Raw genomic sequence first — 24,247 nt, forward strand, 5'->3', positions numbered from 1 at the left:
AGGAGCACGAGAGATGACCGACCAAATCATATGGCTGAGCGCCCCCGGTGACGTCACCCAGTTCCATGTCGAGGAGCATCACCATTGTGAACCTCCCGGCGATGGTGAGATCAAGATCCGTCATCAGGCGATCGGAACCAACTTTCTCGACGTCTATCACCGCAAGGGCATCTACCCCATGCCTTCCTACCCCTCGGTGATCGGCGCCGAGGCGGCGGGCATCGTCGAAGACGTCGGTCCTGGCGTTTCCATGTTCCAAAAGGGTGACCGCGTTGCCTATGCCGGGCCTCCGGTTGGAGCCTATCGCTCCACGAGGAACATTGCCGCCGAAAGGGCGATCAAGCTTCCGGATGCCGTTTCGGCGAAAACGGCAGCGAGTTCGCTGCTCAAAGGCATGACCGCCTACATGCTGTTGAAAAAGACCTATGATGTGCGTGCAGGAACCCAGGTTCTGATCCATGCTGCTGCGGGCGGGCTTGGAAGCATCCTCGTTCGCTGGGCCAAATCGCTCGATGCCACGGTGATCGGGACGGTCGGCTCTTCCGAAAAGGCCGCACTCGCCGCATCTTATCGAGCCGATCACCTCATTGTTGGACGAGGCGCCGATATCGTCGCGGACGTGAAGCGGCTGACGAACGGGCTTGGTGTCGACGTCGCCTATGACGGGATCGGCGGCGACATGCTTCTCAAGAGCCTACGCTCTGTCCGCCCATTCGGCATGGCCGTCACCATCGGCCAGGCCGCCGGTGCTATTCCACCGGTGCCCGTCGAGGAACTGCGCCCGGGCAAGGCGCTCTGCCATCCGAGTATCATGGCCTGGTGCGCTGACATCGGACAGTATCGCGAGGCTGCTTTCGCTGCCGTCGGCGCGATGGAAACAGGGATCGTCGCGCAGATCGGTGCCGAATATCGTTTGGCCGATGTTGCGAAGGCGCACGAAGAGATGGAGTCCGGACGTTCGGCGGGCAGCATCCTGCTGATACCCTGATTGGTCAGCGATATTTATTTTGGCTTACGCAGATGGAGAGATCCAGTCGGAATAGGAACCACACTGGCAAGTCGTTGGCCTACTACCGTACCGATTGTGGCAACGCCGGGCGTGTTCCTGGATGCGGGTTCGATCTGGCGAAGAAACAGTCCGGTATCATCTGCAAGAGATCCGATGGTAATCATCGGCTCATCGTCGACGAAAAGTATCAATCCAATGCCGGATCCAACCTTATCCTCCACCCTGCATGGAACGGCTCGCAGTTCGGTCTCCGCGTTTGTCGAAAACAGGGATTTCACAAGCCCGCCAAGTGCTTCGATATTATTGACGAACGGCCGCACGACAAGCGTGACCGCCTCTTTTTCAGATAGGGTGAGTTCGACGGAAAACTGAGCCGGCGCAGATCCGGTTGGCAGGCAAGCACTATAGAGCTGAAAAATCGCGGCGCGGGCGAAATTCAAGCGTGTATCTTGGGATTCGGCTTCGACGATTGATTGAAGAAAGCGTGAAGAGTTCACTGCCGCAATCCCTATTTCGATTCGGGCTAGCCCGATGATGATTTACGATATCGCATCTGGGAGCGAGCCGTCCGCATTATTCATATTGCCGACTGCTGACCTTCGAAAAATCTCCGGTTTGTCTCCGATATCCCGGATATTCCGCGAATATTTGGCGAAGCTGCAGGCCCAGTTTAGATCGCAAGAAAATATGGAAGCATTTAGGTCAATACGCCGTTGAGATCGCTATCCCTTGTGCGTTCGCGCGACCATCCCGGTTCGCGGGCGCGCTTCCGATCGTCGTGTCACGCCCGTTTTCGTCTTGAAATCGGTTTCCGCCGTCGAGCGATATGCCACATGTTGTTGGCAGCCATCAAATCGAATGGCAACACCCGGTGCCGTACCCGCGACATGCGTTAATGCTGGACGGCGGAATGGCTTCGGTGGACCGATTATTGAAGCTTGAGGGCGGCGTCGCGCAGAGCCTGCCAAGCAGGGCTCCCATCGTTATGGATGTCGAATTTGTCGTAGTCGTCCTGGGGATAGAGGCCCGAATCCTGCGTGCTGGTGAGCCGCCAGACCACCCAACCTCCGCAATCCGAGGTGGCGATCGTATTCAGCCAAGTTCCATAGGCGTTTGCCTGATCGGCATCGGATCGCGGAACTCCAAACTCCTCCAGGATCACCGGTTTTCCGATGCTTCGCCCGATCGCGCAGTATTCGCGAATGCGGGCATCGAAATCGGAATGGCTCATTTTGGCGTAGGATGGGTAGCCATGCCACGTGCCGAAATCAACGCTCGGAATATTCATATCCGCCAGCTTCTGATCCATGTTCCCATGGCCCGTCGTGACGAGCTGTTTCGGCGCCAGGGATTTGACATAGGCTGACATTTCCGACACCCACTCATAAAGGAGCGGTTTGGGATGGATGTCAGGTTCGTTGGCCAGATCCCAGGCAAATATGGTGGGGTCGTCGGAATAGCGCACACCGGTAATCGTGTTGACGCGCGACAGAACATGCCGAACCCATTCCTTGTAATCGCGTCGGGTTCGCGGATCAGCGGCAAAAAAGGTGTATTTGTCCGAACTCCCGTACCAGGCGTTCATCTGCTGGGCACCGCCCGTGTAGGCCCAGAAATCGACGAATGCGAGGATCAGCTTAAGCTTGCGCTTCGCCGCTTCCGCGATGAGGTAATCGACCTTTTGCAGGCCGTCAGGTCCGTCGTTGGGAACCATCTTGTTGGTTATCGGATCCCAACTCATCATATAGATGCCCTTGGTTCCGAGGTTGCCGGAATCGGCCGTGCTCTTTGAATTCCAGATCGTCGGCACCTGGCCGTCCAGCGACCCTATAACCGGTTGCAGGAAGGTGCGCACCACATTGGCGCCCATTGCCGTGGCATCGTCCAATACGCGGGTGACTTCGCCTGACGAGCCAAATGTCAGATAATGGTTGTTCACGCCGGCCACGCGAAATGGCTTGCCGTCCAGCAGGAAGCCCCCCTCTTTCGTCGTGACGAAAGATTGCTGCGCGGATGACTGCGCGTCCGCAGATCCGACTTGAGCAGACCAAAAAAGCGCCAGCGCCGCAGCGCCGATAGCGAAATCCCGGAAACGGTGAATACGCCTCATGCTAAGAAACTCCCTTTCAAGCCCGTGACGCAATTCCGATTTGGTCTGTCTGGTCGAGGGAATTGCCGTATGTCGAGACACCGCCAGCCGTTGATGGCGCGGCGATGGACGGCGTCGCAGTGCGCCGTGTGGCCCAATACAATGCCGGGCACAGAAGCAGGCCTTCCAGCGAAACAGCAATGACCCAGAAGTCGGCTGTGGCTGCGATCCCGAATCGTGCACCGCCGGCGGCGGCCACGATCTCCAACACCGCACCGCCGATCAGAACGAGCGTGGCAAAGCCCAGGCGCCGTCGGACACGTTGAACCGCCAGATAATGATACTTCGACGCCATTCCGAAAGCGGCAACGCCCAGAAACTGAAGGCCATTTCCTGCAATCACAGCATAGGCCGGATTGAATATCCAGAGCATGAAGCGCGACAGGAAGAGGAACGCCAAGGCGGTCGCCGCGCAGACCAGCATCGACAAGCCGAGCGACAGGCGCAGGCGCGCGGGAAATAGCTCCGGCTCCCGCACAGCGATGGCAAACAACACCGAGGCGAGTGACGCAGGGACGAGAAGCGCAACGTTCAGCACCGTCCAGGCGGCATAGAAGGCGGCGTTGATCTCAGCAGACAGCATCACCGTGACGACGAAAGGCAGCAGCAGCGCCGGCGCCTGAACAGCCATGCTGAGCGCGTGATGGCCGAAAACCTGTCCGAGCATCGGGCGGAAGGCGCGGATCTCCGGCCGGTGGAAGACGCGCCTGCCGGCATAGACAAGAAGCCCGGCCACGACGACCAGCGAGACAAGCTGCCCGGCAAACCAGGTGGTGAAGATCGCCAGTTCGTTGGTCGCCCGGCCAATTGTCAGGCCGAGAGCGATCAGGAGAAGAAGCTTGCTGGCGGCGAAGACGACATTCCGGGCCAGTTGAAGGCCGCTCCGCAGGAGGCCGACCATGGCTTGGTCGAGCACGAGCGTCACAGCCGTCAGAGCGCAAGCCGCGACGAAGAAGAGATCGGTCGCGGAGGAACCGACGATCGAGCCAAGCTGGGTCGATGTACAGGCTGCGATAGCAAGATAGATCAGCCCCACCACGATGGAGGCGCTGAACGAGGCCAGGAGGGCGCCCGTCAGAAACGGGCCTGCTCTTTGCTGACGGCCCATCTCGCCCATCAGGAAGGGTCCGAGACCGACTTCACCGAGATTCGCGAGGAGATTCATCAACGATATGGCGGCGGCGGCGAGCCCAACAGCTTCGGCCGAGAAGGTACGCGCTGCGAACCACCAGTAGACGAAGCCGAGAATGGCCGTCATCAACGTTCCAAGCCCCAGCATGCCTGCATTGAGGAGCAAAACCGCCTGGTTCATCAGGAGGCTGCGGACGTTAGCGATGGCGGCGCTGACGGTCATCATGCCTATTCCACCCGTTCGAGCGCGCGAGCAGGAACGGAGGTGAACCGTCGCGTAAGGGCCGCGCGGGTCCTGCCGAGAGCGAATCCGGCCGCGGTGGCCCCTAGGCCGGCGGCCAGGGCGACGGCGCGAAGAAGGCCGCTCGGCTGGCCAAGCAGCACATCAGCAAATCCCCGCATAAGCCCTTGGGGCAAGGTCCTCGTCATATAGGTCTTTTCCGACGCCAGCGCCTCGCCGGAGCCTGCCATCAACGATAGGCTGGCCTTTGAAAGCCCTTCGGCCCAGCATCGATGAAGGAAATATTTCCACGTCGCACGATCAGCGGGTATGGCGTGATCGCTGCCGCTGGACGGCTCGAAGACGAAACGGCCATGCGGCAAGGCCTTGGTTGCACGGATGCAGAGTTCGGTTTCCTCGCATCCGAGCGGCAAAGCCTTGGCCGTTCGGCCCAAGCCGGAATCGAAGCCGCCCGTATGATCGAAGACGGAGCGGCGGATGCACATGGACGCGCCGATGAGGTTGCGCACCGGCCCCGGATGAAGGCCGCGATAGGTGCAGCCAAGGGTCCACAGGAATTCGTCGGGAAACCAGGACGGACGATCTGTTTCCCACAACGGGCGGATAGCGGAGACGGCGCCCAGAACCGAGGGATCCTCGAGTTGCCGCACCAAGGTTGCCAGCAAATCCCGATCTGACACGGCGTCGTCGTCGAGAAACAGGATGACCTCGCCGCGGCTGGCTGAAATCCCGGTGTTGCGGGCGCCGGAGAGGCCGGGCGGATGAATATTCTCGACGATCCTGACGGGGGTTTCGAAGCGCTTGGCGCGCAGACGCAGCGCCAGTGCCGGATTGTGATCGACGATGACGACGATCTCGTCCGCGGCCGGGACCTGACGCGTTGCCGCCTCCATTGCCTTGTTGAGGACGTCCCAGCGCTTGTCGGAATAGCAGCAGATGACGATTGCCGTCGTGAGCTTACCGGGCACGGGAGGCTGGAAATTATCCATTTTTCGTCTCCGGATCAGCGAACTGAAGGGTCATTCCGGTCGGTGCCGGGGACTGGAGCGTGTCGATGGTCATCCAGACCTTGCGGTAGATCGTTCCCCTGTCGCCGCTCTTGTAGAGCCAGGCTTCCAGCCGTGCGGGGGCGCGCGTTTTCGTTGGTACGGAGAATTCGAAAGTTTGGCTGGAGGAAGGTGCCAGCTCGAAGGTTGGCATCTGTCCAATCAACGTACCGCCCAGAACGAGGTCAAGACTGTAAAGCGTCTTGGTGTCTTCCGAATTGCGCACGCCGACCGTTACCACATTGTTCGTCCAGTTCCATTTGGGCACCATCCAAAACTCGGTGAAATGAAACGGCTTACGTTCAAGCGCGACCGGGCGCGCCATGAGGACGGAACTCGTCGCCAGGATCATGGAAACTGCGAAGATCAAAAAACGGCGGCCGGGCCAAGTCCAGGGAATGGCTGGAACCGCCCTTGCGAGCGGCAAAACGACATTCAGGCACCGAAGGGCGATGGTCGTCAGGCCCAGGGCGTAGACCCAGCCGCGCGCATCGAGATGCCCGGCGACATGCAGCAGAAGCCCCAGAAAAATGCAGGCCGCGAAGCTCAGGAACACCGCGAGCGTTCCCCTTGTGACCGTATCGCCCTCTATGCGCAGGGTATCCACCAGCATGCGGCCCGGGAGATATAGGATCAGCGGCGCGCAGAGCGCCAGGCGAACCGCCTTCTCCGAGGTCGAAAAGGTTCCGGGCAGCCACGTTACGGTCAAGACAGCGGCAAGAATCCACAGCGGAATGATCCCCAGAAAGACACGGCGGGCCATCATCGGGGGCGAGCTCCTGCATCTGCCCATGCCGTCGCGCCGACGATCTGAGCGGCGCCCGGGTTCACCTTCATCAGCTTCTGCCGGATCACGTTTGGGTCGAAGGATTTCTGGACGAGATGAACGATCTTGCTGTCCAGCCGGCTCAGCGTGAGGCCGAGGCGGCTATGGATCTGCGTCAGATAGGCCCCGCGCGCATCGCGCATCGTCGGCGACTGGTGCATCACATCGAGCAGAAAGACGGAATAGAGCGTCCATTCCCCGAACCGTGTCTGGTCTTTTGACGCGCTGAGACCCTTGAGCAGCTCGACGTAGGGTTTCGAGCCGTATTTCGACGCGATATAGTCATTCAGCGCGATGAGCCATTCGCGCTTGAAGCAGAAGAAATCGTTGATGAAATCGACGTAGCGAAAAGACCGGGCCGGCTCGACGCCGAGGATCTTTGCAACACTGCGCAACCGTTTCTTCTCGAAACGGTAGTGCAGATCGGGAAGCCTGTGGCTGGAATAATAGAGAACCGGTTGGCGCCGGTCGATCAGATCGGTCGTCGCAATGGGCCGCAGCAGCAGTGTATCCGCACCGAGATTACAGAAATGCTCGGTCCGGCAGAATTCGAAGGCGCGCAGCTTGATGATCTGCTGCCGAAACCAGCCGGGAAGTTCCAGTTCGCTGGCCGAAAGCCAATCGTTGTCGCCGGTGACGGCGGCGCCAGGCACGAGACCCTTCGCGTCGAGGAAGGCTCTTAAAGCGGCCGGGTTGTCGGTGACCATGGTCAGGTTTCCCTTGTCGGGGAAATGCTGCTGGTAGGAGCGAAGGGACGCTTCGAGTAGATATTCGATGTCCCGCGAATGGACGCACATGAAAGCGTCGATACGGCTATCGATCATTGTAAATCTCCGTCAGTTCGTCCCAAGGATTGTACCGGCTCTCCGGTCCGCTTGCGAGAGGCGGCGGGCTGCCGTGTTTTCCCGAGCCGCCCCACGTCGAAAATGACCATGAAGCCGTTGTCGAAGGTGCGGTCGACATCGGGCTCGGAATTGAACTTAAGCAGCGACGACGCCTGGAGGGGGACCATGTGGTTTCGGTCTTGCGCGCCGCCGTCGAAATAGACGCCGACGCCGGGCAGGCCGGTGGTCATGCGCAGGTCGACCATGACGAAGCCGATGCCCTGGTCAATCAGCAGCTGACGTTCCATCGGGCCGAGATCGGCTGCGGTGATGGCCATGCTCGTATCTTGCCCACTCTCAAGCGTGGTCGAGACCTTTTGACGGCCGTAGGTGGACAGGAGCAGGCGATTGATCCGATCGGTTGCGAAATTCTGGTCGCCGCCCAGCCATTCCTTGGTCCACCTTGCGGCGCTGATCCCCATCGGTTCTATCGACGAGGAGTCGGCTGACACTTCATAGGCGGCCGGAACCAGGATACGTGGTCCCTCGGAGCTGATGACGCCAGCAATCAGCACCGTCGTTGCGGCGGCGGCAAGCGCCGTTGCGCGCAGCCAGCCACGCGACGTGCCGTGCCAGAACGCCGCGACGGCCACCGCGACGACAATCGCGACGCCGAGGAAAGATAGCGAGCCGATGCGGTTGCCGATCTCCCACCCACTGCGCGTCAGGCGGAAGATGATACTGACGGGATAGGCCAGCGTCGCCAAAACGAGGATCTCGAGAAGACTTGAGCGCCATAGCCGCCATCTGGTCGGCGGCCAGAGGATGCTCGCATCCCGGTGCTGCCCATTGAAAACGAGCGAGCGGAGAAAGCCGGTGAGAAGCCCCAGGCAGATCAGCGCGACGCCTGCCATCGTCAGGTAACGTTGCCAAGCAGGCGCCAAGGCTCCCGTGTCCGACACGAAAAGCCTACGCGTCGCGGTCGAATTCGATACGAGTTGCGCTACCTCGTTTATGCCGCCTTCCAGTACGGGAAGGATGTAGCCGCCGGTGGGGTTCCCGACGATCTTCGACCAGGCGACCGGAGCAATCACGGCGATCGAGGCCAACAGGATCGCCTGCCGCCTCTGCATGGCGGACGCGCCCTGCCGCAGGCATTCCATCACCGCCGTGCCGCACAAAAGGGCCGTGCAAAAATAGGAGGTGAGATGATGAGTAACCGCGAGCGCCACGATCAGGACCATGGTGGCGACGACCGTCGGCCAGGCTGCCGTGTCGCTTGGCTCCATGCGTCGGCTTTCCGAAGCCAACAGCACCGCCACAAGCATGGGGATCGCCAGGCTTTCATAGGAGTAGTGGACGTCGAACAGCAAAAACGTGGACGAGCCCATGTAGATCAGGCAGGCGATGGAGGCGATCCGCGCAGAATCCGTGATCTTCTCGAAGAGCAGGAATAGCGTGAGCATCAGCACCATCCGCGCTGCCGCCAACACGATGAGGCCTGCCGCGAAGACGGACAGTCCGGACAGGTTGACCAAGGCGGACGTTATGAGCTCCAGTCCGGGATAGAGCGGGCTGACCGGCAGAAGGGGATTGGGCAGGAACAGTCGCCGCGCCTCCAGAATGTCGTTCACCGTCGCCCAGTGCAGGAATTCGTCATGATCTATGAATGCGACGGGTGCGCGGATGACGCGTACCACGAAGAGGGCTGAAGTGACGATCACTATGAGCGCCAAGCGCTCCAGGCGGCTGGCTCCCGGATGGATGATCCGCGCCGCTGGCGGGAGAAAGATCGCGGCGATGGCGGTATAGAACGTCGAAACCGCCCAGCCCTCCCCCAGCCGACTGGCATTTGCGGCAAGTGCGATCACGACAAGGGCGCAACTGCATAGCAAGGCAAAGACCGGCGACATGCCCAGCGACGAAGGATCGGCAATGCCCCCGACCGCGCTGTCCTGCCTGCGCAGGCCCAGAAATGCCGCGATCCATAGATCGATGCGTGGAATGGAAACCCTCTCTCTATAGCCGTGACGATAAGCTCCCTCCTGGTAGGCCTTCTGCTGGCCTGGAGAAGCCCGTCCCTTAACAACGGTCATCGTGCTTCAAATCTCCAAGCAGTGCTGGACCGGTTCGCAGTTCAGGCTGCTGATGCGAAAATACGCGTCTGTACACCGTCAGCAGCCGGTCCGTGCAATCGTCCCAGTCCGGCAACCTCGTCTCAATTGAGATCGGCCCGGCGTCCATGGTGGCGAGCATTTCACGTGCGGTGAAGTCTGGCGAAGCGTTGAGCGGAATGGATCGCACGAGGCCCTCCTCAACCAGCTCCCGAAAGCCTGATGTGTCGGTGGTCAGGACGGGAGCCTTGACCGAAAGCGCCTCCATAACCGCGACGGGATGAGCTTCATAATCGCTGAGGAGCACGACAAGTGCGGCCGAAGACAAAAGATCGGCCATTGCGGACCGGTCGGCCGGCGGAATTGCCCCGATCTCGACGCGGTTGCCGAGCCCGAGCTCGGCCACCTGCTGACGCAGCTTCGCCTCATAGGGGCCTTCTCCCAGGATCCGAAGGCGCATATCAGGGAATTTCGTTGCCAGCACATTAAAGGCAGCAAGCGCCCGATGATGACCTTTATAGCGCTCCAGCCTGCCGAGCGAGACAATCAGCGGCTTGTCGTCAGGTGAAGGGGATCGCCGCCCGGACTTTTCCGGCAGGCGCGCGCCATTGGGGATAACGATGAACCGGTCTCTCGCGATTGTCATATTCTGGCTGAATAGGTCCGCTTCGAATCGCGACACGCCAATGAGTTGCCCTGCCCTGGCAGCCAGAGGCGCAAGCATTCTGTGTTGGAAGCGCCGGATCGAGGATCGAAATGGTGACGAATGACCACCGCTGTGAAAGGTGACTACAAAAGGAAGCCCCTTGCGCGATGCGGCGGCCATTCCGAGCGGTGCCAGGAACGTGTGGTAGCCCTGAACATGCATCAGGTCCCAATCACCTTCGGCGACCGCCTTGAAGACGCCGGGGGCGAAGCACCAATCCCGCCCACGGGGAAAGGTCTTCAGCCTGATAATCTGCACGCCGTCTCGGGTTTCCTCTGCCGGAAGAAGGCCATCGGGATTGCCCGTCAATACCGTCACCGCATGCCCCTTGGCCACGAGCCGGGTTGCGACCTCGCTTACATGGGTTTCCGTTCCTCCGGCATAAGGCAGGTATCTCGCGCTGAGCATCAAAATGCGCATCATGCGGCCTCGCCAATTACATCCAGACCTCAGGACATGCCCTGCTCGAGGACTTGGACGCCCGTCGGCGTACTGACGCGTTCCCGGAAGATCGTCTTCAGCACGCGCCAGCCGTCCGGAAGGGCACGCAGATTGCTGACGCCGTAGATGCGCTCCGATTCAAAGCTCGCGACTTCCATGATTTTGAGCTTGTTCTTCAGGGCCCGCAAATTGATCAGCGTCTCGATTTCGAAGCCGTCGCAATCGGCACGCAGCAAAGGAACATGCCGCCTCCAAAAGCCCATGTAGCCGTAGCACAGATCGCTGAAAGAGCTACCATACAGCATCCGGACCAGCAGGGTCAGGCCCAGATTGCCGAACCGGCGGATGACCGTCATGTCGCTGGTTCCGCCACCCTGCATAAAGCGCGAACCCTTGACGAAATCCGCACCTGCAACAAGAGCCGCGACGAACAGGATGATTTCGTAAGGATCCATCGAACCGTCAGCATCCAGCATCACGATCATATCACCAGATGCGGCTTCGAAGCCCGTCCGCAATGCGATGCCTTTGCCCTTCTTAGGCTGAAGTACGATCTTGACATCATCGCGCATGCTTCGCGCTATGTCAGGCGTTCCGTCTGTCGATCGCCCATCGACGATGATGATTTCATGCACCCATGTCGGTATGCGGGGCAAAAGCAGCTTAATGTTTTCCGCTTCGTTCAAGGTTGGAATGACGAGCGAGGTCCTTGGCAAATTGAACATCGGACCTTGGACCGGCATCGAGGAATGCGAGGCTTCTACAGCTTGTATTGCAGACATAAGCTCTCCTTGGCGTTTTGGACCGCGTGACAAATCGCAAATCGACGATGCCTCTGAGCTCTTTGGCCGAGAGGAGGACTAAACTCTCCCCAGTCGGGAAGGGTATGTGGCTGCGTCTCAATGTACTTTGATTAGATCGCCAGGCTGTAAGACCGTTTCTTCGGTAGCAGGTTCGACTGTGACTCCATTCGGTCCAGGCCGAACGATTTCAAATTCAACACCGGCGCTATCATTCGACGATACCATCGACCGGAAGATTTCAAGATCGCTCTCGGTCGTCTTCAATGCCGTAGATAGGCCTCTTTCCGCATCCGCTGCCGACTTCTCGATCTCGATCTTGCGTTCGATACGATCGCGCTCAACGTCCTGTTTCGCTGCCGCCAGCCGCTGCTTTGCGCTCTCGACATCGATGACGGCTTGCTGCTTTCGATCTTCCGACTCGGTCAGTTCGCTTTGCGCCCGGGTCAATTCGATGCTGGTGACAAGCTTGTTTTTGGCCAAATTCTCGATACTTGCCAGCCGATCCTGACGGACCCGAATGGTGGCATCATAATTGCCGACGCGGGCCTGACGCAGATCGAGATCGGCCTGAGCATCGGCAACAGATTTTGCGTAAGCACTGCTCTGCGCATCCTTGCTCGTCGTTATCAATTGGCGCTGCCATGTCTCATCATCCAGCAACCGTTGGGCATCGGGATCGGGACCGAGAATTGGTGCACCAATGCTGGCAATTTGCACGGAATCGCGCTTCGCCCTGAGCACCTCGGTTCGCGACGCAAGCCGCTTCAGATCGGCCAACTCAGTCTTCAACCGCTCGATCTGGCGTGTAATTTCCACACTCTGCCACGGCTCAATACCCTTCGCCGCCATGCCACCCGCTTGCGCAACGGCATGCAGAACGGTCATGCCATCAACATATCGAAACGAGCCGGGATTACGAACCGGGCCGGTAATATAAACAGGCTGGTGCTCAATCTTGACGATATTCACGAACCCCTTTCTGCCGACCAAATTTTCGTACGAAGGAAGAATTATCGCCTCCACATCCGCCGGAGGAAGCCCTCGAACCCGGAAGCGTCCCAAAAGCGGAAGCGAAATCGTTCCGTCCGCTTCAACGACGTATTCGCCAGTGAGTTCGGGGCGCTGATAAAAGTTCCAGGGAACCGTGCCCCGTGAACCCGTCCAGCGGTCTTCGACGGAGGCCAAGCTTTCGTAAAATGCCAGATTCAATTTATCGCCTGAGCGAAGACCGTCACGCAACAATTGAGGCTGCCGGGCCAAAGTCTCACCAGGTGTCACAACCGAGACCGCTTCCGTAGGCGAAGGCAACTCTTCCGCTGCTGGCGTCAATGGAACAATTGCTGCAAACACCATGCACAGTATTGTTTGATGTAGGCGAGAACGGATTCTCGACCTATATTGAGGTATCTTTGGAGATGCTATCTTCGAAAGCTTCATGTTTCGAATTTCCGCTTTTAAAGCGATGAACGCCTCGTAATCTCTTTAAGATTAACATAATATTAATCATATTCAACAGTACTTAACAATGATTAATACATCTGCCAGACAGGCTAAGATCCCGAGTCGAAAAGAATTCAATAAAAGTAATATCTTGCGGCCACCGAGCAGCACTTCAAAATCCTTGGCTTTATCGGTTTATTTGTCGATCAGCAGGGTGAAATTTGCAATGTAGCTCTCAGCTTTAGTCCATTAGAGCCGCCATTGGCGAAGAGATGTCTGAGCCAACGCCGGCACTTGAGAAATGGTTTCGAGGACGACATTTGCGCCGTCGCGATCCGCGATGTCGGCATCATTCAGGCGCGGGTTTCGGCGTTGTGATCCGGGATGGCGAACCGATTTGTATCCGCGGCTGGCCGGCGCCACTTATCCATAAAATGGAATTATATTATGCATTTCAGATATCTACAGCCATAGAACCTGCTGCGATAAGGTGCCCGTCATCGAGGTGGGCTCTCGGCACTGGCCGACCGTCCTCCCCGCAAAATGAGCACCGCAGTCGGTGTCAATGACAGGGAAAGGTTTAAAGCTCTATGTCTGTACATGAAAAGCCACTGATCGCGATTGCCGGTGCAACGAGCAAGCAGGGGCGCAGCGTCGCGGCGGCCCTCCTTGAGAGCCAGCGTTTCCGGGTGCGTGCTTTAACCCGGAAAAAGGATTCGCCTGAAGCGTTACGTCTGGAGGAACGCGGCGCTGAAATCCTAGCCGTCCCTCTCGAGCTTGGCCGTCAAAGGGACCTCGTTGCCGCCTTCAAAGGCGCGGATGGCGCATTTCTGATGACGCCGCCGATCGCCCCGCCGGAGACGATCGAGGCTCCTCTCGGGCGGCAACTGGCGGATGCCGCCGTTGAGGCCGGCGCCGGGCATATTGTTTTCAGCACGCTTGAGAATGTCGACAAGATCACCGGCGGCACGAAGTATGCGCCGCATTTTACCGACAAGGCGCGCGTTGCAGACTATATTCGCAGCCTGCCGATCTCTCATTCCTTCATCATGCCGGCATTCTTCTACACGAATCTGCTCGAATATTATGTGCCGCGCATGGAGGGCGATACGCTGCTCCTGCCGGTCTATCTTCCTGAAGATTTTCGAGCGCCCTTTGTCGATCCGCTGACGGCGACCGGGCCGGTCGTGCTTGAAATTTTCTCAAACCCCGAGCGTTACCACGGCAAGACGCTGCCGATCGTTGGCGACATCATTTCTCCGCGGGAGATGGTCGAAACCTTTCAGCGCGTGACCGGGCTCAAGGCCGCGTATCGAAACGCTTTCACCCGGGATGGCCTGCTGCACTTTTTTCCAGAGTTTGCCGCCAACGAACTTCTCGTTCGAGAGATTCTGGGGATGGTCGAATATGCTGTCGACTATGGCTATTTCGGCAAGGAGCAAGACCTCGAATGGAGCCGTCGCCTGAACCCCGACACGTTCAACTGGGAACAATATCTGCGAACGACGAGGTGGCGTGGCGATAAACGGTCATTCGGACTCTAAATCATGACGGCCGGATTCCCGGTAATTTGGAAACCTCGGCGACAAGAAAGTCGACGAGAAGCCGAACGCGGGCAATGGCGGCACGCTCTGGAACGATCAGCAAGCTCACCGGAACCGGTAAAGGACGATAGTCGCCAAGCACGACCTCGAGCTCCCCGTCATCGAGAAGATCGTGGACCAACCAGAGGTGTGCGGGACCAATGCCCCGTCCGGCGGCAAAGGCTTCGCGCGCCGCAAGCCCGTGATCGACGCGCAACTTGCCGCTGACAGGGATCATCAGGCTTGTGCCATCGGGAGAGGAAAGAACGAGTTGATCGCTGCCGGCCACATTGGACATTACGACGGTTTCGTAGCGTGACAGATCGGCAGGGCGTTCGGGCCGTCCATGGGCCGACAAATAGGCCGGAGCGCCGACCAGCAGACGATGGCTTTCTCCGAGCGCATGAAGTTTCATTGCGCTGTCGGCGAGAGGTCCAAGACGGAGTGCGACGTCGACGCCTTCGCGAACCAGGTCGATCCGCTCGTCCGTCAGGTTGAGGTCGACCCGGATGTCCGGATGCCTGTCCTGGAAATCAAAGATCAGGCGCGTGATGTGCATCACGCCGAGCGCTGCCGTACAAGAAAGCCGAACAGCGCCTGCGGGGGCCTGACGGGCATCTCTTGCTTCTTCAGCAGCCTGTTCGACCAGCCGCAATATCTGCAGGCAATTGGTATAATAGCGGCTGCCCTCGTCGGTCAGGGTGACGCGACGCGTGGTGCGGCTGAGAAGCGGTACGCCGACAGCCTCCTCAAGTTCATTGAGGTGCCGCGTCACGGTGGATTGACCGACACCCAGCTCTCTTGCGACCATCGACAGGTTGCCGCGTTCGGCGACGCGAACGAAGGTGCGCATTCTGTCGAGAGACAGTCCGGTATTATCCATTTTTCAGCACAGCGATCGTCATTCATTCCATATAGGGAACAATCTGGATGGTGCCTAGTTCGGAGCATACGCCGACAGTTCAGTGGGAATTCATTCGGCAGATCGTCTCGGATTATCGCGTCGAGCCGCGCGGGATGATCGAGAAGCCGCAATCGACCTTGCCTTCGCCGGCCGGTTCGTCGCGGACCGCGCGCAGCAGCATGTCGGCGACACGGTAGCCGATTTCGTAGCGTGGAATCTGCACCGTCGTCAGCGTCGGCTGGGTGAAGGCTGAAAATTCCAGATCGTTGAAGCCGCAGATGCCGACATCCTCCGGCACGCGGATGCCGCGCGCGGCACATTCGATGAGCACGCCCAGCGCCAGATCGTCGCTTTGGGCAAAGACGGCATCAATATCCGGCACGCGCTGCAACAGGCGGGCAAACAACTCCCGGCCAAGGCCGGTGCTGCTGCTGCTGCTGCTTCCCTCATTTCCGCCAATGGCAAGATCGGGATCGAAACGTCCGGCTTCCCGCATCGCGGCCTGATAGCCTTCCTTCCGTCGGCGCGAGCGAATATCCGTGCCGCGGCCGATGAAGCCGATCCTCTCGTAGCCCCTCGACAGCAGGAAGCGGGTGGGTTCTGCGCCTGCAGCATGATGATCAAGGCCGACGACCAGCCTTGCCGGCTCCTGGCTGAGATCGGTGATATGGGCGATCGGACAGGTGGCATTCTCGATCAGCGGCAGGAGATCACCATAGGATTCGGCGCCGGCGATGATGACGCCGGCCGGCTTCTGCGTCAGGAAGGACCTGAGCTCGCCGGCCTCGCCGTCGGCGTGGTGGAGCGTACTGGAATATTGCACGCGGAGTTCGGTGGCGCGCAGGCAATCCTCGATGCCGATCATCAAGCCGGCAAAGCCATGCTGGTGCAAAGCGGGCGTGATGACACCGATGATGCCGTTATGGCGCCCGGCCAGAGCCCGGGCGGCAAGATTGGGGATGTACCCCATTTCGTCTACCGTGCGCAGGATGGTCTGGCGCAGATCCTCAGAGACGATTTCAGGATTGCGAAGCGCGCGCGAAATCGTGATGGGGCTGACCCCCACCTTCTTCGCCACATCGCTCAACTTCACATGCGCGCCGCGCCTGGCTTTCCGCCCCCGCTCCACTGCTGCCCTCATCCCCCCTTATACGTCGCCCGCGAGAGTCGCCTGCCCTCGAATCGCGGCCTTTACTTTTTGAAGAAGAAATAATTTAGAGTCTACTAACATTTTATATTTGCAATGGAATCCGGAATACAATTCCAGAAAGAGCACAGGATCGTCTGCCGGCAAATTACGGACGCATGCGGCGATCGGATCACCGCCCCCAGGAATAAGTCCATTTATTGCCGAATAAAAACATGACGGCGGCCGCCAAGCGAGGCAGAATCAAGCCGGAATTTTTGAGAAGCTCAAACGCTGCCTGAGCGAAGTTTAAATTCCAGTCATATCTTACAAATCGGCAATATAAACATGATCAAACTTTAATTTGTAAATCCGCTTGGTGGGATCATATGAATCCCGGGCGCCAATTCTTCTCTCCCCCCGGTCGCCGCCCCTCGACGACTGCGCGTTTCCAGAAGGAATTGGCGCCAAACGCCGTCCGACGCCAGGTCCCATGACATGGAACCACGACGCCATCCAAGCCAACGCTCTCGCCAGGGACCACCGCCCAAGGGATCACCACCATGTCACACATCCTCCGCAACCATCGCACCGCAGCCCTTGTCGGGGCCGCCATCATCGCCGGCGCAGCCTGCCTGCCCTTCGCCATCAACGCCTCCAATGCCGTTGCCGCGCCTTCGGATACCGGCGGCGTTCTCGCCCCCAGCGGCTCCTTCGCCTCCATCGTCGATGCCGACAAACCTGCCGTCGTCACCATCACCACGACTGTCAAGACGACCGATGTCAGCGCCGGAGAGCAGGAGTCGCCGATGGACGAGCAGTTCCGCCAGTTCTTCGAGGACCAGGGCATCCCGCTGCCGCGCCAGGCGCCGAAAAACCGGCCGTCGCAGCAGGCAATGGCGCTCGGCTCCGGCTTCATTATCAGCCCCGACGGGGTGATCGTCACCAACAACCATGTCATCGACAATGCCGTCGACATCAAGGTGACGCTGGATGACGGCACCGAATTGCCGGCCAAGCTGATCGGCACCGACCCGAAATCCGATGTCGCCGTGCTGAAGATAGTGGCGGGCAAGCCGCTGCAGACTATTGGCTGGGGCGATTCCGACAGGCTGAAGCTCGGCGACCAGATACTGGCGATCGGCAATCCCTTCGGCATCGGCACCACGGTGACAGCAGGGATCGTCTCGGCGCGCGGCCGCGACCTGCACAGCGGCCCCTATGACGATTTCATCCAGATCGACGCGCCGATCAACCATGGCAATTCCGGTGGCCCGCTGGTCGACCGCAGCGGCAATGTCGTCGGCATCAACACCGCCATCTATTCGCCGAACGGCGGCAGCGTCGGCGTCGGTTTCGCCATTCCCTCCGATGAGGCGAAGGCGATCGTCGCCAAGCTGCAGAAGGACGGGTCGATCAATCACGGCTATCTCGGCGTGCAGATCCAGCCGGTCACCAAAGATGTCGCCGATGCCGTCGGCCTCGACAAGACCGGCGGCGCGCTGGTCGCCGCCATCACTGCCGATACGCCGGCCGCCCATGCCGGCCTGAAGCCCGGCGATATCGTCACCTCAGTCGGCGGCGAGAGCGTCAAGACACCGAAAGACCTGTCGCGCCTGGTCGCCGACCTTTCGCCGGGCGCCAAGGAAGCTCTCAGCATCTGGCGCGACGGCAAGACCATCGATCTCAATGTCACGGTCGGCACCAATGAAGAAGGCCAGAAGCAGGCCGCAGCCGAAAGCCCGGACACCCAAGGCCAAAGCACCGGCCAGCCGAGCCTCGGCATGGGCCTTGCCGACCTGACACCCGACGTGCGCCAGCAGCTCAACCTGCCGCGCTCGATCAGTGGCGCGGTGGTCGCCAAGGTCGCCCCGGACAAGTCGGCGGCTGCCGCCGGCATTCAGTCCGGCGATGTCATCGTCTCGGTGAACGATAGACCGGTTCATAACGCCCGCGACGTCAAGACCGCAATCGCCGATGCCGGCAAGGCCGGCCGCAAGTCGGTGCTGCTGCTCGTCGAACGCGACGGCAACAAGACCTTCGTCGCCGTGCCGCTTGGGGCTGCTTGAGGCGACCGGACCTCGGGAAAGCGGAAGCGCCGATGGCTGCCCCCTCACCCCAACCTTACCGGGACCGAGTCACTCGTCTCGACCCCGGTTGGTGGCGGCAGCCGGTAACGTCTTAGAACCGGCCTGTGGCAGCAGACCCGTTCACGGGATCTCGGACAATCGTTCAGGCAGTCTGGTTTTGGTCAAACGGTAGCCTGGCGGCCGTGGTGGTGTATCCGCACGCCCCGACGCCGTATACCGCGCGATCCGATAGGCTTTCATCGGGGCGCCGCCGTCATCCTGCCACCTGGCAAAGGAGGCGTCTTCGATCGCATGAGGAAGCGGGCCTGAACTCAGCTGCGTCGCCAGATACATTTTCAGCGACGACCTCAACGCGGCCTCGTCGATGATGCCCATCTGGAAACAATGAATGAGGAAACTTGTGGCGGCAATCTCACCCTCATCGGCCGCGTGGGTTTCACCGCCGCGAAAGCCGGCCTTTCGCAGAATACGATCGAGCATTCTCAGATTGGCAATATCGAAAAACTGATCTGAAGTGGAAGACATGATGTCCTCCTTCGTTGGGGCTAGGGTTCACTGGCGCTAACATCACTGGCGCGCCCCAAGCAGCGGTGCCCGTATCGTGCCCGCCGATAAATTAGCTTGCGCTTATTGCCAGCTGACCGCAACCTCATTCGGCTACGGCCATTGATAATGGCGTGGCGGAACCCATTTCAGTGAGAGGAGGATTCGCATCATGCGGTTCAACGATGAAGCGACCCTCACAAAGCCGTCGGCACTGCCGGTGGAAAGGCGTGCACTGGTCAATCACCTGAGAGAGGCAATCGCGCGGTTGACGCACGGGCTGGCAGCCGCCGGATTGGTGGAATTCGTGCCGCCACTGCTCGAGATCAACAAAGTTCTCCGTGATATGACGGACGAAATTTCCCGTGCGGATTCGCTCTATTCCGATGAGGTTATCACGGGTACGATGCGCTTGATCAAGACATCGGAAGCTTTGCTTGAAAACCGGGTCATCGTGCAGACCATCCATTGAGATCTGCTGGACGCTCCGACATGCAGGCAGGCTGATCGCCGGACATCCGGCATCAAGCTATTCGCCCTTCCTGCATCCATCATCACCGGTGCCCGAGCTCCGCAGGTCGGCCGCGCCCATTTCAAGGATAACCGCAATGACGCTTATTTTCCCCAACAGAAGCCGCAGCTTCGACGAAGCGCGAAAAGGTGTCCGCTTCACCGGCTATGACGGCATGTTCGAGGTCAGGTTTCTGGTCGAAGAAGCAGCCCTCGGCAGCACGATTACCCATAATTCTTCCGAAGCCGCCTACCTCAATGCATTTGATGCAGCGCGTTCTTCGATTCAGGAAGCCGCATCGCGGGCCTATCAGCATAGACGCGGAAATAACTTTACGCTCACGGCCGCAGATTTTCGCTGACCGATGGAAGGCGTGCGGTCGGCGAACTGAAACTGCGACCATCCTGCTACTGCCGTATGAGACAGGGGGAGCAAAGCATATGGGTTCGACACGATACCGCCCGAAAGACCTGAAGCTGGCACGTCGCCATATCGTGAAGGCGGCGCATCGCGTTGCTGATCAGGAAATGGTGATCAGGAAACTATTGCGCAAAGGCAGACCCTCCGGATCGGCCTATGCGCTGCTCAGCAGGCTCTACGACGATCAACGGCGGAAGCTCGATCGGCTGAAACTGATCGAAGCGATGGTTGAGGTAGACGCGCAATCCTGCATGGACGTGCCCAGCAATCCTGGGACATCCGCGCCGCCCCTTGCGATCATGCACAGCAGCGGGATCACACTGCCGGACCGGCAATCCGCCACGCCTTGCAGCGCAGATGTTTGGCGCCCATATCTGGTGTAGTGGCAGCTTGTGAACGGGCGCTGCTTCCCGGGATGGTCAGAATTACCCGGCCCCAACCAAAGGAGGGCATGATGTCTTCCACGGTAAACATCCATTCGTGGAAACGCCTGGCTCAGCATATCGGCAGGCTCCGGTACATCGACTTTCTAGTGAAATCGACACCGGCAATCTGTCTGGCTTTTATCGTCTATATTATCTTCAAGGATGTCTTCTGGTAGGCGCTGGAAGACTGTTGCGGCGGGCCAAGACGCTCGGCTGCCAATCGAACGAGGGGCTGAAACGCTGACGGAATTGGATAATGCGATGCAGCTGCGAGAAATGGGTCAACAAGACTGCCTCGCCTTTCTGGCAGGCCACACCCGTGGCCACTTGGCATGTCTCGGCGAAAAATATCCCTATATCGTTCCCATTCAGTATGCCTATGAAACAGACCGGCTCTTCATATTTTCCATGCCGGGCCTGAAGATTGATCTATTGCGGGCCCATTCACCCACCTGTGTTCAGGTTGAGGAATTCGGCGAAAACCGAACGTGGAAGAGCGTGCTTGTTCAGGGCACCTATGATGAGCTGACCGATACGCCGGCCCGGCATGACGAACGCCTCCACGCATGGTCTCTGCTGCAAAAGCAACCGTTTTGGTGGGAACCCGGATCGCTTGTTCTAAGCTCGGAAAGCGAAGACAAGCCTGCTCCCTCCATATTCTTCGGCATTTCGATTGACGTGGTATCGGGACGGCAAGTGGTTTAAGGTGGCGTCTTCAGACCTGCCGCGCCTCCACCATCGATTCACGGCGCGGCGTTGCTGCACGATATATGGAACTCCAGACAGACACGGCTCAGCGCTGTCCGATACCAGCCTTCCCATAGGGGCGCGGATTGCTTGATGCATCTTACCAACGCGGCTTGCTGAACCAGCATCGCGTTCAATGCCACACGACCACCCACAGGGAAAACGATGACAGACACACCCGAGAATGAAGCCCTTTTCAACATCACCGGACACTATGTGCAGGAATTGAAGGCCGTTCTTCAAAGCGAGAGCATTGTCGAGGGCTCCGACTACGAAAACAGCGCCTTCGACGAAAAACGACGCAATGAAGGACTTCACCTGCTGCGCTTCCACAAGACCGGGATCGCAGCGCAGGCGACGCAGATCTGGGAAAAACACAAGACCGCCCGGGCGCATCGATAAAACGGCACGAAGCCAGTTCTTCGACCAATGCCGGATTGAGGGTGACGGTTCTCCGATCCTCGTTCCGGAGAGAATAGGCGCTGACATGACCTGATGTCCGGCGCCACATTGCCTTGAAAGGAAAAATCATGACCAATGACACAACGAAAAAGGCCCAGCCGGCCAAAGCGGCCGCGACTGACGGGCCCTACGACGTCATCTACTTCGCGAAGAAACACCGCATTTCCAACGAGGATGCCAAAGGCATCATCGAAAAGCACGGCGCCAATCGCAAAGAGGCTGATAAGGCCGGCCGGCGCATCAGCGTCTGAAGCCATACAGGCGTTCATGCATACCTTCGTCCCAAGACACAGTTTTGAGGGACATGCATGACAGCGCCGCGCGTCTTTTCAGCCGCGCAAAGGGCGCTGTAACACTTTGGATCGACGCATCGTGCTTCCGAAGATCGATTCCGATTTGCGGGCCGATGCATTAGCCGCGGCTGGCCTGCATCTGCTTTCGATGCCACGATGCAACATCAGCGGACGAATTAACCCTACTGGCTTACCTTAATATCAGCATGCGCTTGAATACATTGGGGCCTATGCCATCGTAGCTTCAGGAAAACACTTCTGGTTCCTGAAGCAGCTCGCCGGAATCGTTGCCTGCCTTTTCGTGGAAAGGCCAGCTTCCATGCATAGGGGCCGAGCTCAATCAAAATGGAGGGTATGTCATGAACAATGTCTTGGAATTTCGTGCAAAATGCCCGCATGTCGAAAGTCTGTCCGACTGTCGGGAAGCGCTTGAGCCGGCCGTCATGAAAATCGTCAGCGACGCCATCGGCAAAGGATATACGGCCGCTGAAGCCGCCATGGTGGTTGCCGATATCGCCGACGATTACATTCTCATGCTGTCGCGGCGCCCACGGCGTTGAAACGCTTTCCTGGCCCGCACCGGTGGCTTCGTGTGCCAGCGCAGGTGCTGAGGTCGACGCGGATTGCGGCGTCTTCGACGGTGGGAACTTTCAACATCAAGGTGACGAACGACTGGTGCAGCGTCCGTTGCGCGCCTTAGCTAAGAGACGCACGGCCTGCAATGATCTTGGCCGCTGGCAGCAGCCGGAAGCAAAGTGGCTATCATCGTGCTTGCGTCAGTGGATCGCGCAGCAACTGCAGGGGTAGCAGTGGTACAGGAGACGAGACCTGCCGCGCGATCCGCCGCCAAAACCCCTGATCTTGTCGGAAGTTCCCCGGCAAAAATGCGACGCCACGATCGCGGAAAATCCGCCGAGGGATCATCAACAACCTGCCCGGGCACGTTGCGACCGTCACACCGATAAACTCCCGCGGGGCGAAAACCGACAGGCGCATCGCAACGCCAACGAAAAACCCCGCCGGAGCGGGGCTTTCAGCGAATCCAGATGGAGCAAGCCGAGCAGTTATGTCCAGGTCTCAAACAAAATCGATTGTTGAAAATCCGGGCAACAGAAGCTCTTTCACCCGCCTTCGCGGCACCTTCCGTTTCGCTCAATCTTTGAGTCATTGCCGTAATTCGGCGTGAAGCACTCATATGCCCCGCCTGTCGCCCCCCCCCACAAACGAGAGCGGTTCAGCTTTCATGGACCGAACCGCTCTCACCTTTTGTTTGATGCATTCCTGGAGAACCGCGTCGCACGTCTCCTGGCCTAACGCCACTTGGGTTGGCGCGGCGGAGCGTTCGCGTGGATTTCATGGAGCGGCGCCCGGGGGCCGAGAAGCTTCTTCAGCTTTTTCTCCTCCGCCGGGCCGATCCCGAACTTGCGGCAATGTTCGGCAACATCATGCTCTCGCGGTCCGGGAATGCGAACTTGGCGATTGTTCATGGTCTTCATGACTGTTTCCTCCTTGAGAGGAAAACCGACACGCCGCCATTTTGTTCGTTAGCAGATGCTAAAATTTGATCTTTGCAGAAGGTGGCAAGAGTTTCGTGCGGCCAGGTTTCGTTTGCTCCGTCTCGTGAAAGCTCGTGGGCTTCGCCGCTTTCTGGAAAATTTCAGAGATTGTATCGGTAGCTGGAACTTTTCCGCCGCCGCCGAGTTACGCGCGAGGATGATGGGAATGCACGCCCCAATCCGCCTTTCCATCCTTGCCCCGCTCACGCGGGGCTTTTTTTGCGCCGGCGCGACGCCAGGCGACAATTGCTGACGTCGGTGCGTCGGAGATCGGCAGCCTGCAAATCGTTGAGGCTATCCCCGGTGCATTTGCCGGCGGCAGCAGAACGATTGCTGCGATGAATGGAAAAATGCGGTCGGCCGGGAACAAGAGCCTTTCGCCGGCGTAAGGGCGCCGGGTCGTGCGGAGGAAGGTTTAACGACCATGCACTTCGATTTCTCCGTGCGGCCCGCCAACTCCCAAGAAAACCCAACTCGCCCCGCTTTGGTGGGGCGTTTTTTGTAACAACGCTCGGTCCCCTGGGGTGGCGCTCGTCTGAAGACCGGGAGGAACAATTTGTCGCAAGCGGAGTTAGGCGGGCCATCTCAATTGATGGAGGAACACAAGTTGCCAAGATATTTTTTCCACGTCCGCAGGAATGATGTCTTCGAGGAAGATTCGGAAGGCATTGACCTCGCTTCACCTGAACTTGCTTGCGAGGAAGCAACCCTTTCCGCCCGCGAGATCATTGCGGAGAGGATCCGTACCGGCGATCCGGCAGACGGAGGTGCGTTCGAGATCATGACTGAGGACGGCTCGCTGGTCGCGACAGTCCCCTTCCGATCCGCTATTCGCCTGGACTAAATCACACAAACGC

General features: G+C 58.9%; 25 protein-coding genes. 11 read left to right on the top strand and 14 right to left on the bottom strand.

Annotated elements, in window-relative coordinates; all coding sequences use genetic code 11:
• Window positions 1–13 precede the first annotated feature (13 nt).
• Window positions 14–988 carry a quinone oxidoreductase family protein gene (locus ACS4RR_RS19610; protein WP_170263327.1) on the top strand — a complete coding sequence of 325 codons (975 nt, stop codon included), beginning with the start codon at window positions 14–16 and terminating at the stop codon, window positions 986–988.
• 14 nt (window positions 989–1,002) lie between these two features.
• On the opposite strand, the gene ACS4RR_RS19615 is transcribed toward ACS4RR_RS19610, so the two are convergent.
• From ACS4RR_RS19615 to ACS4RR_RS19660, 10 genes are all read right to left on the bottom strand, one after another.
• Window positions 1,003–1,506, bottom strand: coding sequence for a hypothetical protein (locus ACS4RR_RS19615; RefSeq protein WP_170263328.1), 504 nt, complete (start codon window positions 1,504–1,506; stop codon window positions 1,003–1,005).
• 431 nt (window positions 1,507–1,937) lie between these two features.
• Window positions 1,938–3,119, bottom strand: a complete 1,182-nt coding sequence (locus ACS4RR_RS19620; RefSeq protein ID WP_170263330.1) for a glycoside hydrolase 5 family protein — start codon at window positions 3,117–3,119, stop codon at window positions 1,938–1,940.
• A gap of 16 nt (window positions 3,120–3,135) precedes the next feature.
• A complete protein-coding gene (locus ACS4RR_RS19625; RefSeq protein WP_170263332.1) occupies window positions 3,136–4,515 on the bottom strand; it encodes a hypothetical protein in 1,380 nt (459 codons plus the stop codon).
• Between the two features lie 2 nt (window positions 4,516–4,517).
• A complete protein-coding gene (locus ACS4RR_RS19630) occupies window positions 4,518–5,519 on the bottom strand; it encodes a glycosyltransferase family 2 protein (RefSeq protein WP_162119573.1) in 1,002 nt (333 codons plus the stop codon).
• Window positions 5,512–6,342 carry a hypothetical protein gene (locus ACS4RR_RS19635; protein WP_260110420.1) on the bottom strand — a complete coding sequence of 277 codons (831 nt, stop codon included), beginning with the start codon at window positions 6,340–6,342 and terminating at the stop codon, window positions 5,512–5,514. Before ACS4RR_RS19635 ends, ACS4RR_RS19630 begins: the two co-directional genes overlap by 8 nt.
• On the bottom strand, window positions 6,339–7,226 hold the full coding sequence (locus ACS4RR_RS19640; protein WP_456189171.1) for a DUF6492 family protein: 888 nt from the start codon (window positions 7,224–7,226) through the stop codon (window positions 6,339–6,341). Before ACS4RR_RS19640 ends, ACS4RR_RS19635 begins: the two co-directional genes overlap by 4 nt.
• The gene (locus ACS4RR_RS19645; protein WP_456189172.1) at window positions 7,223–9,322 is read right to left on the bottom strand and encodes a putative glycosyltransferase family protein; all 2,100 of its coding nucleotides are present in this window, start codon (window positions 9,320–9,322) and stop codon (window positions 7,223–7,225) included. The genes ACS4RR_RS19640 and ACS4RR_RS19645 overlap by 4 nt, the downstream gene beginning before the upstream one ends.
• Window positions 9,309–10,469, bottom strand: coding sequence for a glycosyltransferase family 4 protein (locus ACS4RR_RS19650; RefSeq protein WP_456189173.1), 1,161 nt, complete (start codon window positions 10,467–10,469; stop codon window positions 9,309–9,311). Before ACS4RR_RS19650 ends, ACS4RR_RS19645 begins: the two co-directional genes overlap by 14 nt.
• Before the next feature lie 26 nt (window positions 10,470–10,495).
• Window positions 10,496–11,269 carry a glycosyltransferase family 2 protein gene (locus tag ACS4RR_RS19655; protein ID WP_162119568.1) on the bottom strand — a complete coding sequence of 258 codons (774 nt, stop codon included), beginning with the start codon at window positions 11,267–11,269 and terminating at the stop codon, window positions 10,496–10,498.
• 117 nt (window positions 11,270–11,386) lie between these two features.
• Window positions 11,387–12,643, bottom strand: a complete 1,257-nt coding sequence (locus tag ACS4RR_RS19660; RefSeq protein WP_260110417.1) for a polysaccharide biosynthesis/export family protein — start codon at window positions 12,641–12,643, stop codon at window positions 11,387–11,389.
• 677 nt (window positions 12,644–13,320) lie between these two features.
• On the opposite strand from ACS4RR_RS19660, the gene ACS4RR_RS19665 reads away from it, so the two are divergent.
• A complete protein-coding gene (locus ACS4RR_RS19665; protein ID WP_222295979.1) occupies window positions 13,321–14,274 on the top strand; it encodes an NmrA/HSCARG family protein in 954 nt (317 codons plus the stop codon).
• 1 nt (window position 14,275) lies between these two features.
• On the opposite strand, the gene ACS4RR_RS19670 is transcribed toward ACS4RR_RS19665, so the two are convergent.
• On the bottom strand, window positions 14,276–15,196 hold the full coding sequence (locus tag ACS4RR_RS19670; protein ID WP_222295978.1) for a LysR family transcriptional regulator: 921 nt from the start codon (window positions 15,194–15,196) through the stop codon (window positions 14,276–14,278).
• 112 nt (window positions 15,197–15,308) lie between these two features.
• Complete coding sequence (locus ACS4RR_RS19675; protein WP_456189174.1) at window positions 15,309–16,358, bottom strand: LacI family DNA-binding transcriptional regulator; 1,050 nt, start codon at window positions 16,356–16,358, stop codon at window positions 15,309–15,311.
• A 548-nt stretch (window positions 16,359–16,906) separates the two neighbouring features.
• Between ACS4RR_RS19675 and ACS4RR_RS19680 the strand changes: the two genes are divergently transcribed.
• Complete coding sequence (locus tag ACS4RR_RS19680; protein WP_456189175.1) at window positions 16,907–18,412, top strand: DegQ family serine endoprotease; 1,506 nt, start codon at window positions 16,907–16,909, stop codon at window positions 18,410–18,412.
• A gap of 141 nt (window positions 18,413–18,553) precedes the next feature.
• On the opposite strand, the gene ACS4RR_RS19685 is transcribed toward ACS4RR_RS19680, so the two are convergent.
• Window positions 18,554–18,958, bottom strand: a complete 405-nt coding sequence (locus ACS4RR_RS19685; protein ID WP_170280313.1) for a hypothetical protein — start codon at window positions 18,956–18,958, stop codon at window positions 18,554–18,556.
• Between the two features lie 190 nt (window positions 18,959–19,148).
• On the opposite strand from ACS4RR_RS19685, the gene ACS4RR_RS19690 reads away from it, so the two are divergent.
• From ACS4RR_RS19690 to ACS4RR_RS19720, 7 genes are all read left to right on the top strand, one after another.
• Entirely contained in the window at window positions 19,149–19,448 is a 300-nt protein-coding gene (locus tag ACS4RR_RS19690; RefSeq protein WP_170280312.1) for a hypothetical protein, read from the top strand.
• Between the two features lie 136 nt (window positions 19,449–19,584).
• Window positions 19,585–19,848 carry a DUF1488 family protein gene (locus tag ACS4RR_RS19695; protein ID WP_170279068.1) on the top strand — a complete coding sequence of 88 codons (264 nt, stop codon included), beginning with the start codon at window positions 19,585–19,587 and terminating at the stop codon, window positions 19,846–19,848.
• A gap of 79 nt (window positions 19,849–19,927) precedes the next feature.
• Window positions 19,928–20,290: a hypothetical protein gene (locus tag ACS4RR_RS19700; protein WP_456189176.1), complete on the top strand. Its 363-nt coding sequence runs from the start codon at window positions 19,928–19,930 to the stop codon at window positions 20,288–20,290.
• A gap of 303 nt (window positions 20,291–20,593) precedes the next feature.
• Complete coding sequence (locus tag ACS4RR_RS19705) at window positions 20,594–21,037, top strand: pyridoxamine 5'-phosphate oxidase family protein (RefSeq protein ID WP_222386126.1); 444 nt, start codon at window positions 20,594–20,596, stop codon at window positions 21,035–21,037.
• A 207-nt stretch (window positions 21,038–21,244) separates the two neighbouring features.
• On the top strand, window positions 21,245–21,481 hold the full coding sequence (locus ACS4RR_RS19710) for a hypothetical protein (protein ID WP_162119610.1): 237 nt from the start codon (window positions 21,245–21,247) through the stop codon (window positions 21,479–21,481).
• A gap of 128 nt (window positions 21,482–21,609) precedes the next feature.
• Complete coding sequence (locus ACS4RR_RS19715; protein ID WP_017963406.1) at window positions 21,610–21,792, top strand: hypothetical protein; 183 nt, start codon at window positions 21,610–21,612, stop codon at window positions 21,790–21,792.
• Window positions 21,793–22,193: 401 nt separating this feature from the next.
• Window positions 22,194–22,394, top strand: a complete 201-nt coding sequence (locus ACS4RR_RS19720) for a hypothetical protein (protein WP_017963405.1) — start codon at window positions 22,194–22,196, stop codon at window positions 22,392–22,394.
• A gap of 750 nt (window positions 22,395–23,144) precedes the next feature.
• Here ACS4RR_RS19720 and ACS4RR_RS19725 read toward each other — a convergent pair.
• Window positions 23,145–23,330 carry a hypothetical protein gene (locus tag ACS4RR_RS19725; RefSeq protein ID WP_017963404.1) on the bottom strand — a complete coding sequence of 62 codons (186 nt, stop codon included), beginning with the start codon at window positions 23,328–23,330 and terminating at the stop codon, window positions 23,145–23,147.
• Between the two features lie 667 nt (window positions 23,331–23,997).
• Between ACS4RR_RS19725 and ACS4RR_RS19730 the strand changes: the two genes are divergently transcribed.
• Window positions 23,998–24,234, top strand: a complete 237-nt coding sequence (locus tag ACS4RR_RS19730; RefSeq protein ID WP_026154058.1) for a DUF6894 family protein — start codon at window positions 23,998–24,000, stop codon at window positions 24,232–24,234.
• Window positions 24,235–24,247: the final 13 nt, after the last annotated feature.

Origin of the sequence: Rhizobium zaerense, assembly GCF_051810725.1 — a bacterium.
Taxonomy (GTDB): Bacteria; Pseudomonadota; Alphaproteobacteria; order Rhizobiales; family Rhizobiaceae; genus Rhizobium; species Rhizobium leguminosarum_I.

Excerpts from the sequence above, each read along its gene's own strand:
- ACS4RR_RS19610 (WP_170263327.1), top strand. The coding sequence starts at position 14 with ATGACCGACCAAATCATATGGCTGAGCGCCCCCGGTGACGTCACCCAG.
- ACS4RR_RS19620 (WP_170263330.1), bottom strand. The coding sequence starts at position 3,119 with ATGAGGCGTATTCACCGTTTCCGGGATTTCGCTATCGGCGCTGCGGCG.
- ACS4RR_RS19625 (WP_170263332.1), bottom strand. The coding sequence starts at position 4,515 with ATGATGACCGTCAGCGCCGCCATCGCTAACGTCCGCAGCCTCCTGATG.
- ACS4RR_RS19630 (WP_162119573.1), bottom strand. The coding sequence starts at position 5,519 with ATGGATAATTTCCAGCCTCCCGTGCCCGGTAAGCTCACGACGGCAATC.
- ACS4RR_RS19635 (WP_260110420.1), bottom strand. The coding sequence starts at position 6,342 with ATGATGGCCCGCCGTGTCTTTCTGGGGATCATTCCGCTGTGGATTCTT.
- ACS4RR_RS19640 (WP_456189171.1), bottom strand. The coding sequence starts at position 7,226 with ATGATCGATAGCCGTATCGACGCTTTCATGTGCGTCCATTCGCGGGAC.
- ACS4RR_RS19645 (WP_456189172.1), bottom strand. The coding sequence starts at position 9,322 with ATGACCGTTGTTAAGGGACGGGCTTCTCCAGGCCAGCAGAAGGCCTAC.
- ACS4RR_RS19650 (WP_456189173.1), bottom strand. The coding sequence starts at position 10,469 with ATGATGCGCATTTTGATGCTCAGCGCGAGATACCTGCCTTATGCCGGA.
- ACS4RR_RS19655 (WP_162119568.1), bottom strand. The coding sequence starts at position 11,269 with ATGTCTGCAATACAAGCTGTAGAAGCCTCGCATTCCTCGATGCCGGTC.
- ACS4RR_RS19660 (WP_260110417.1), bottom strand. The coding sequence starts at position 12,643 with ATGGTGTTTGCAGCAATTGTTCCATTGACGCCAGCAGCGGAAGAGTTG.
- ACS4RR_RS19665 (WP_222295979.1), top strand. The coding sequence starts at position 13,321 with ATGTCTGTACATGAAAAGCCACTGATCGCGATTGCCGGTGCAACGAGC.
- ACS4RR_RS19670 (WP_222295978.1), bottom strand. The coding sequence starts at position 15,196 with ATGGATAATACCGGACTGTCTCTCGACAGAATGCGCACCTTCGTTCGC.
- ACS4RR_RS19675 (WP_456189174.1), bottom strand. The coding sequence starts at position 16,358 with ATGAGGGCAGCAGTGGAGCGGGGGCGGAAAGCCAGGCGCGGCGCGCAT.
- ACS4RR_RS19680 (WP_456189175.1), top strand. The coding sequence starts at position 16,907 with ATGTCACACATCCTCCGCAACCATCGCACCGCAGCCCTTGTCGGGGCC.
- ACS4RR_RS19685 (WP_170280313.1), bottom strand. The coding sequence starts at position 18,958 with ATGTCTTCCACTTCAGATCAGTTTTTCGATATTGCCAATCTGAGAATG.
- ACS4RR_RS19690 (WP_170280312.1), top strand. The coding sequence starts at position 19,149 with ATGCGGTTCAACGATGAAGCGACCCTCACAAAGCCGTCGGCACTGCCG.
- ACS4RR_RS19695 (WP_170279068.1), top strand. The coding sequence starts at position 19,585 with ATGACGCTTATTTTCCCCAACAGAAGCCGCAGCTTCGACGAAGCGCGA.
- ACS4RR_RS19700 (WP_456189176.1), top strand. The coding sequence starts at position 19,928 with ATGGGTTCGACACGATACCGCCCGAAAGACCTGAAGCTGGCACGTCGC.
- ACS4RR_RS19705 (WP_222386126.1), top strand. The coding sequence starts at position 20,594 with ATGCAGCTGCGAGAAATGGGTCAACAAGACTGCCTCGCCTTTCTGGCA.
- ACS4RR_RS19710 (WP_162119610.1), top strand. The coding sequence starts at position 21,245 with ATGACAGACACACCCGAGAATGAAGCCCTTTTCAACATCACCGGACAC.
- ACS4RR_RS19715 (WP_017963406.1), top strand. The coding sequence starts at position 21,610 with ATGACCAATGACACAACGAAAAAGGCCCAGCCGGCCAAAGCGGCCGCG.
- ACS4RR_RS19720 (WP_017963405.1), top strand. The coding sequence starts at position 22,194 with ATGAACAATGTCTTGGAATTTCGTGCAAAATGCCCGCATGTCGAAAGT.
- ACS4RR_RS19725 (WP_017963404.1), bottom strand. The coding sequence starts at position 23,330 with ATGAAGACCATGAACAATCGCCAAGTTCGCATTCCCGGACCGCGAGAG.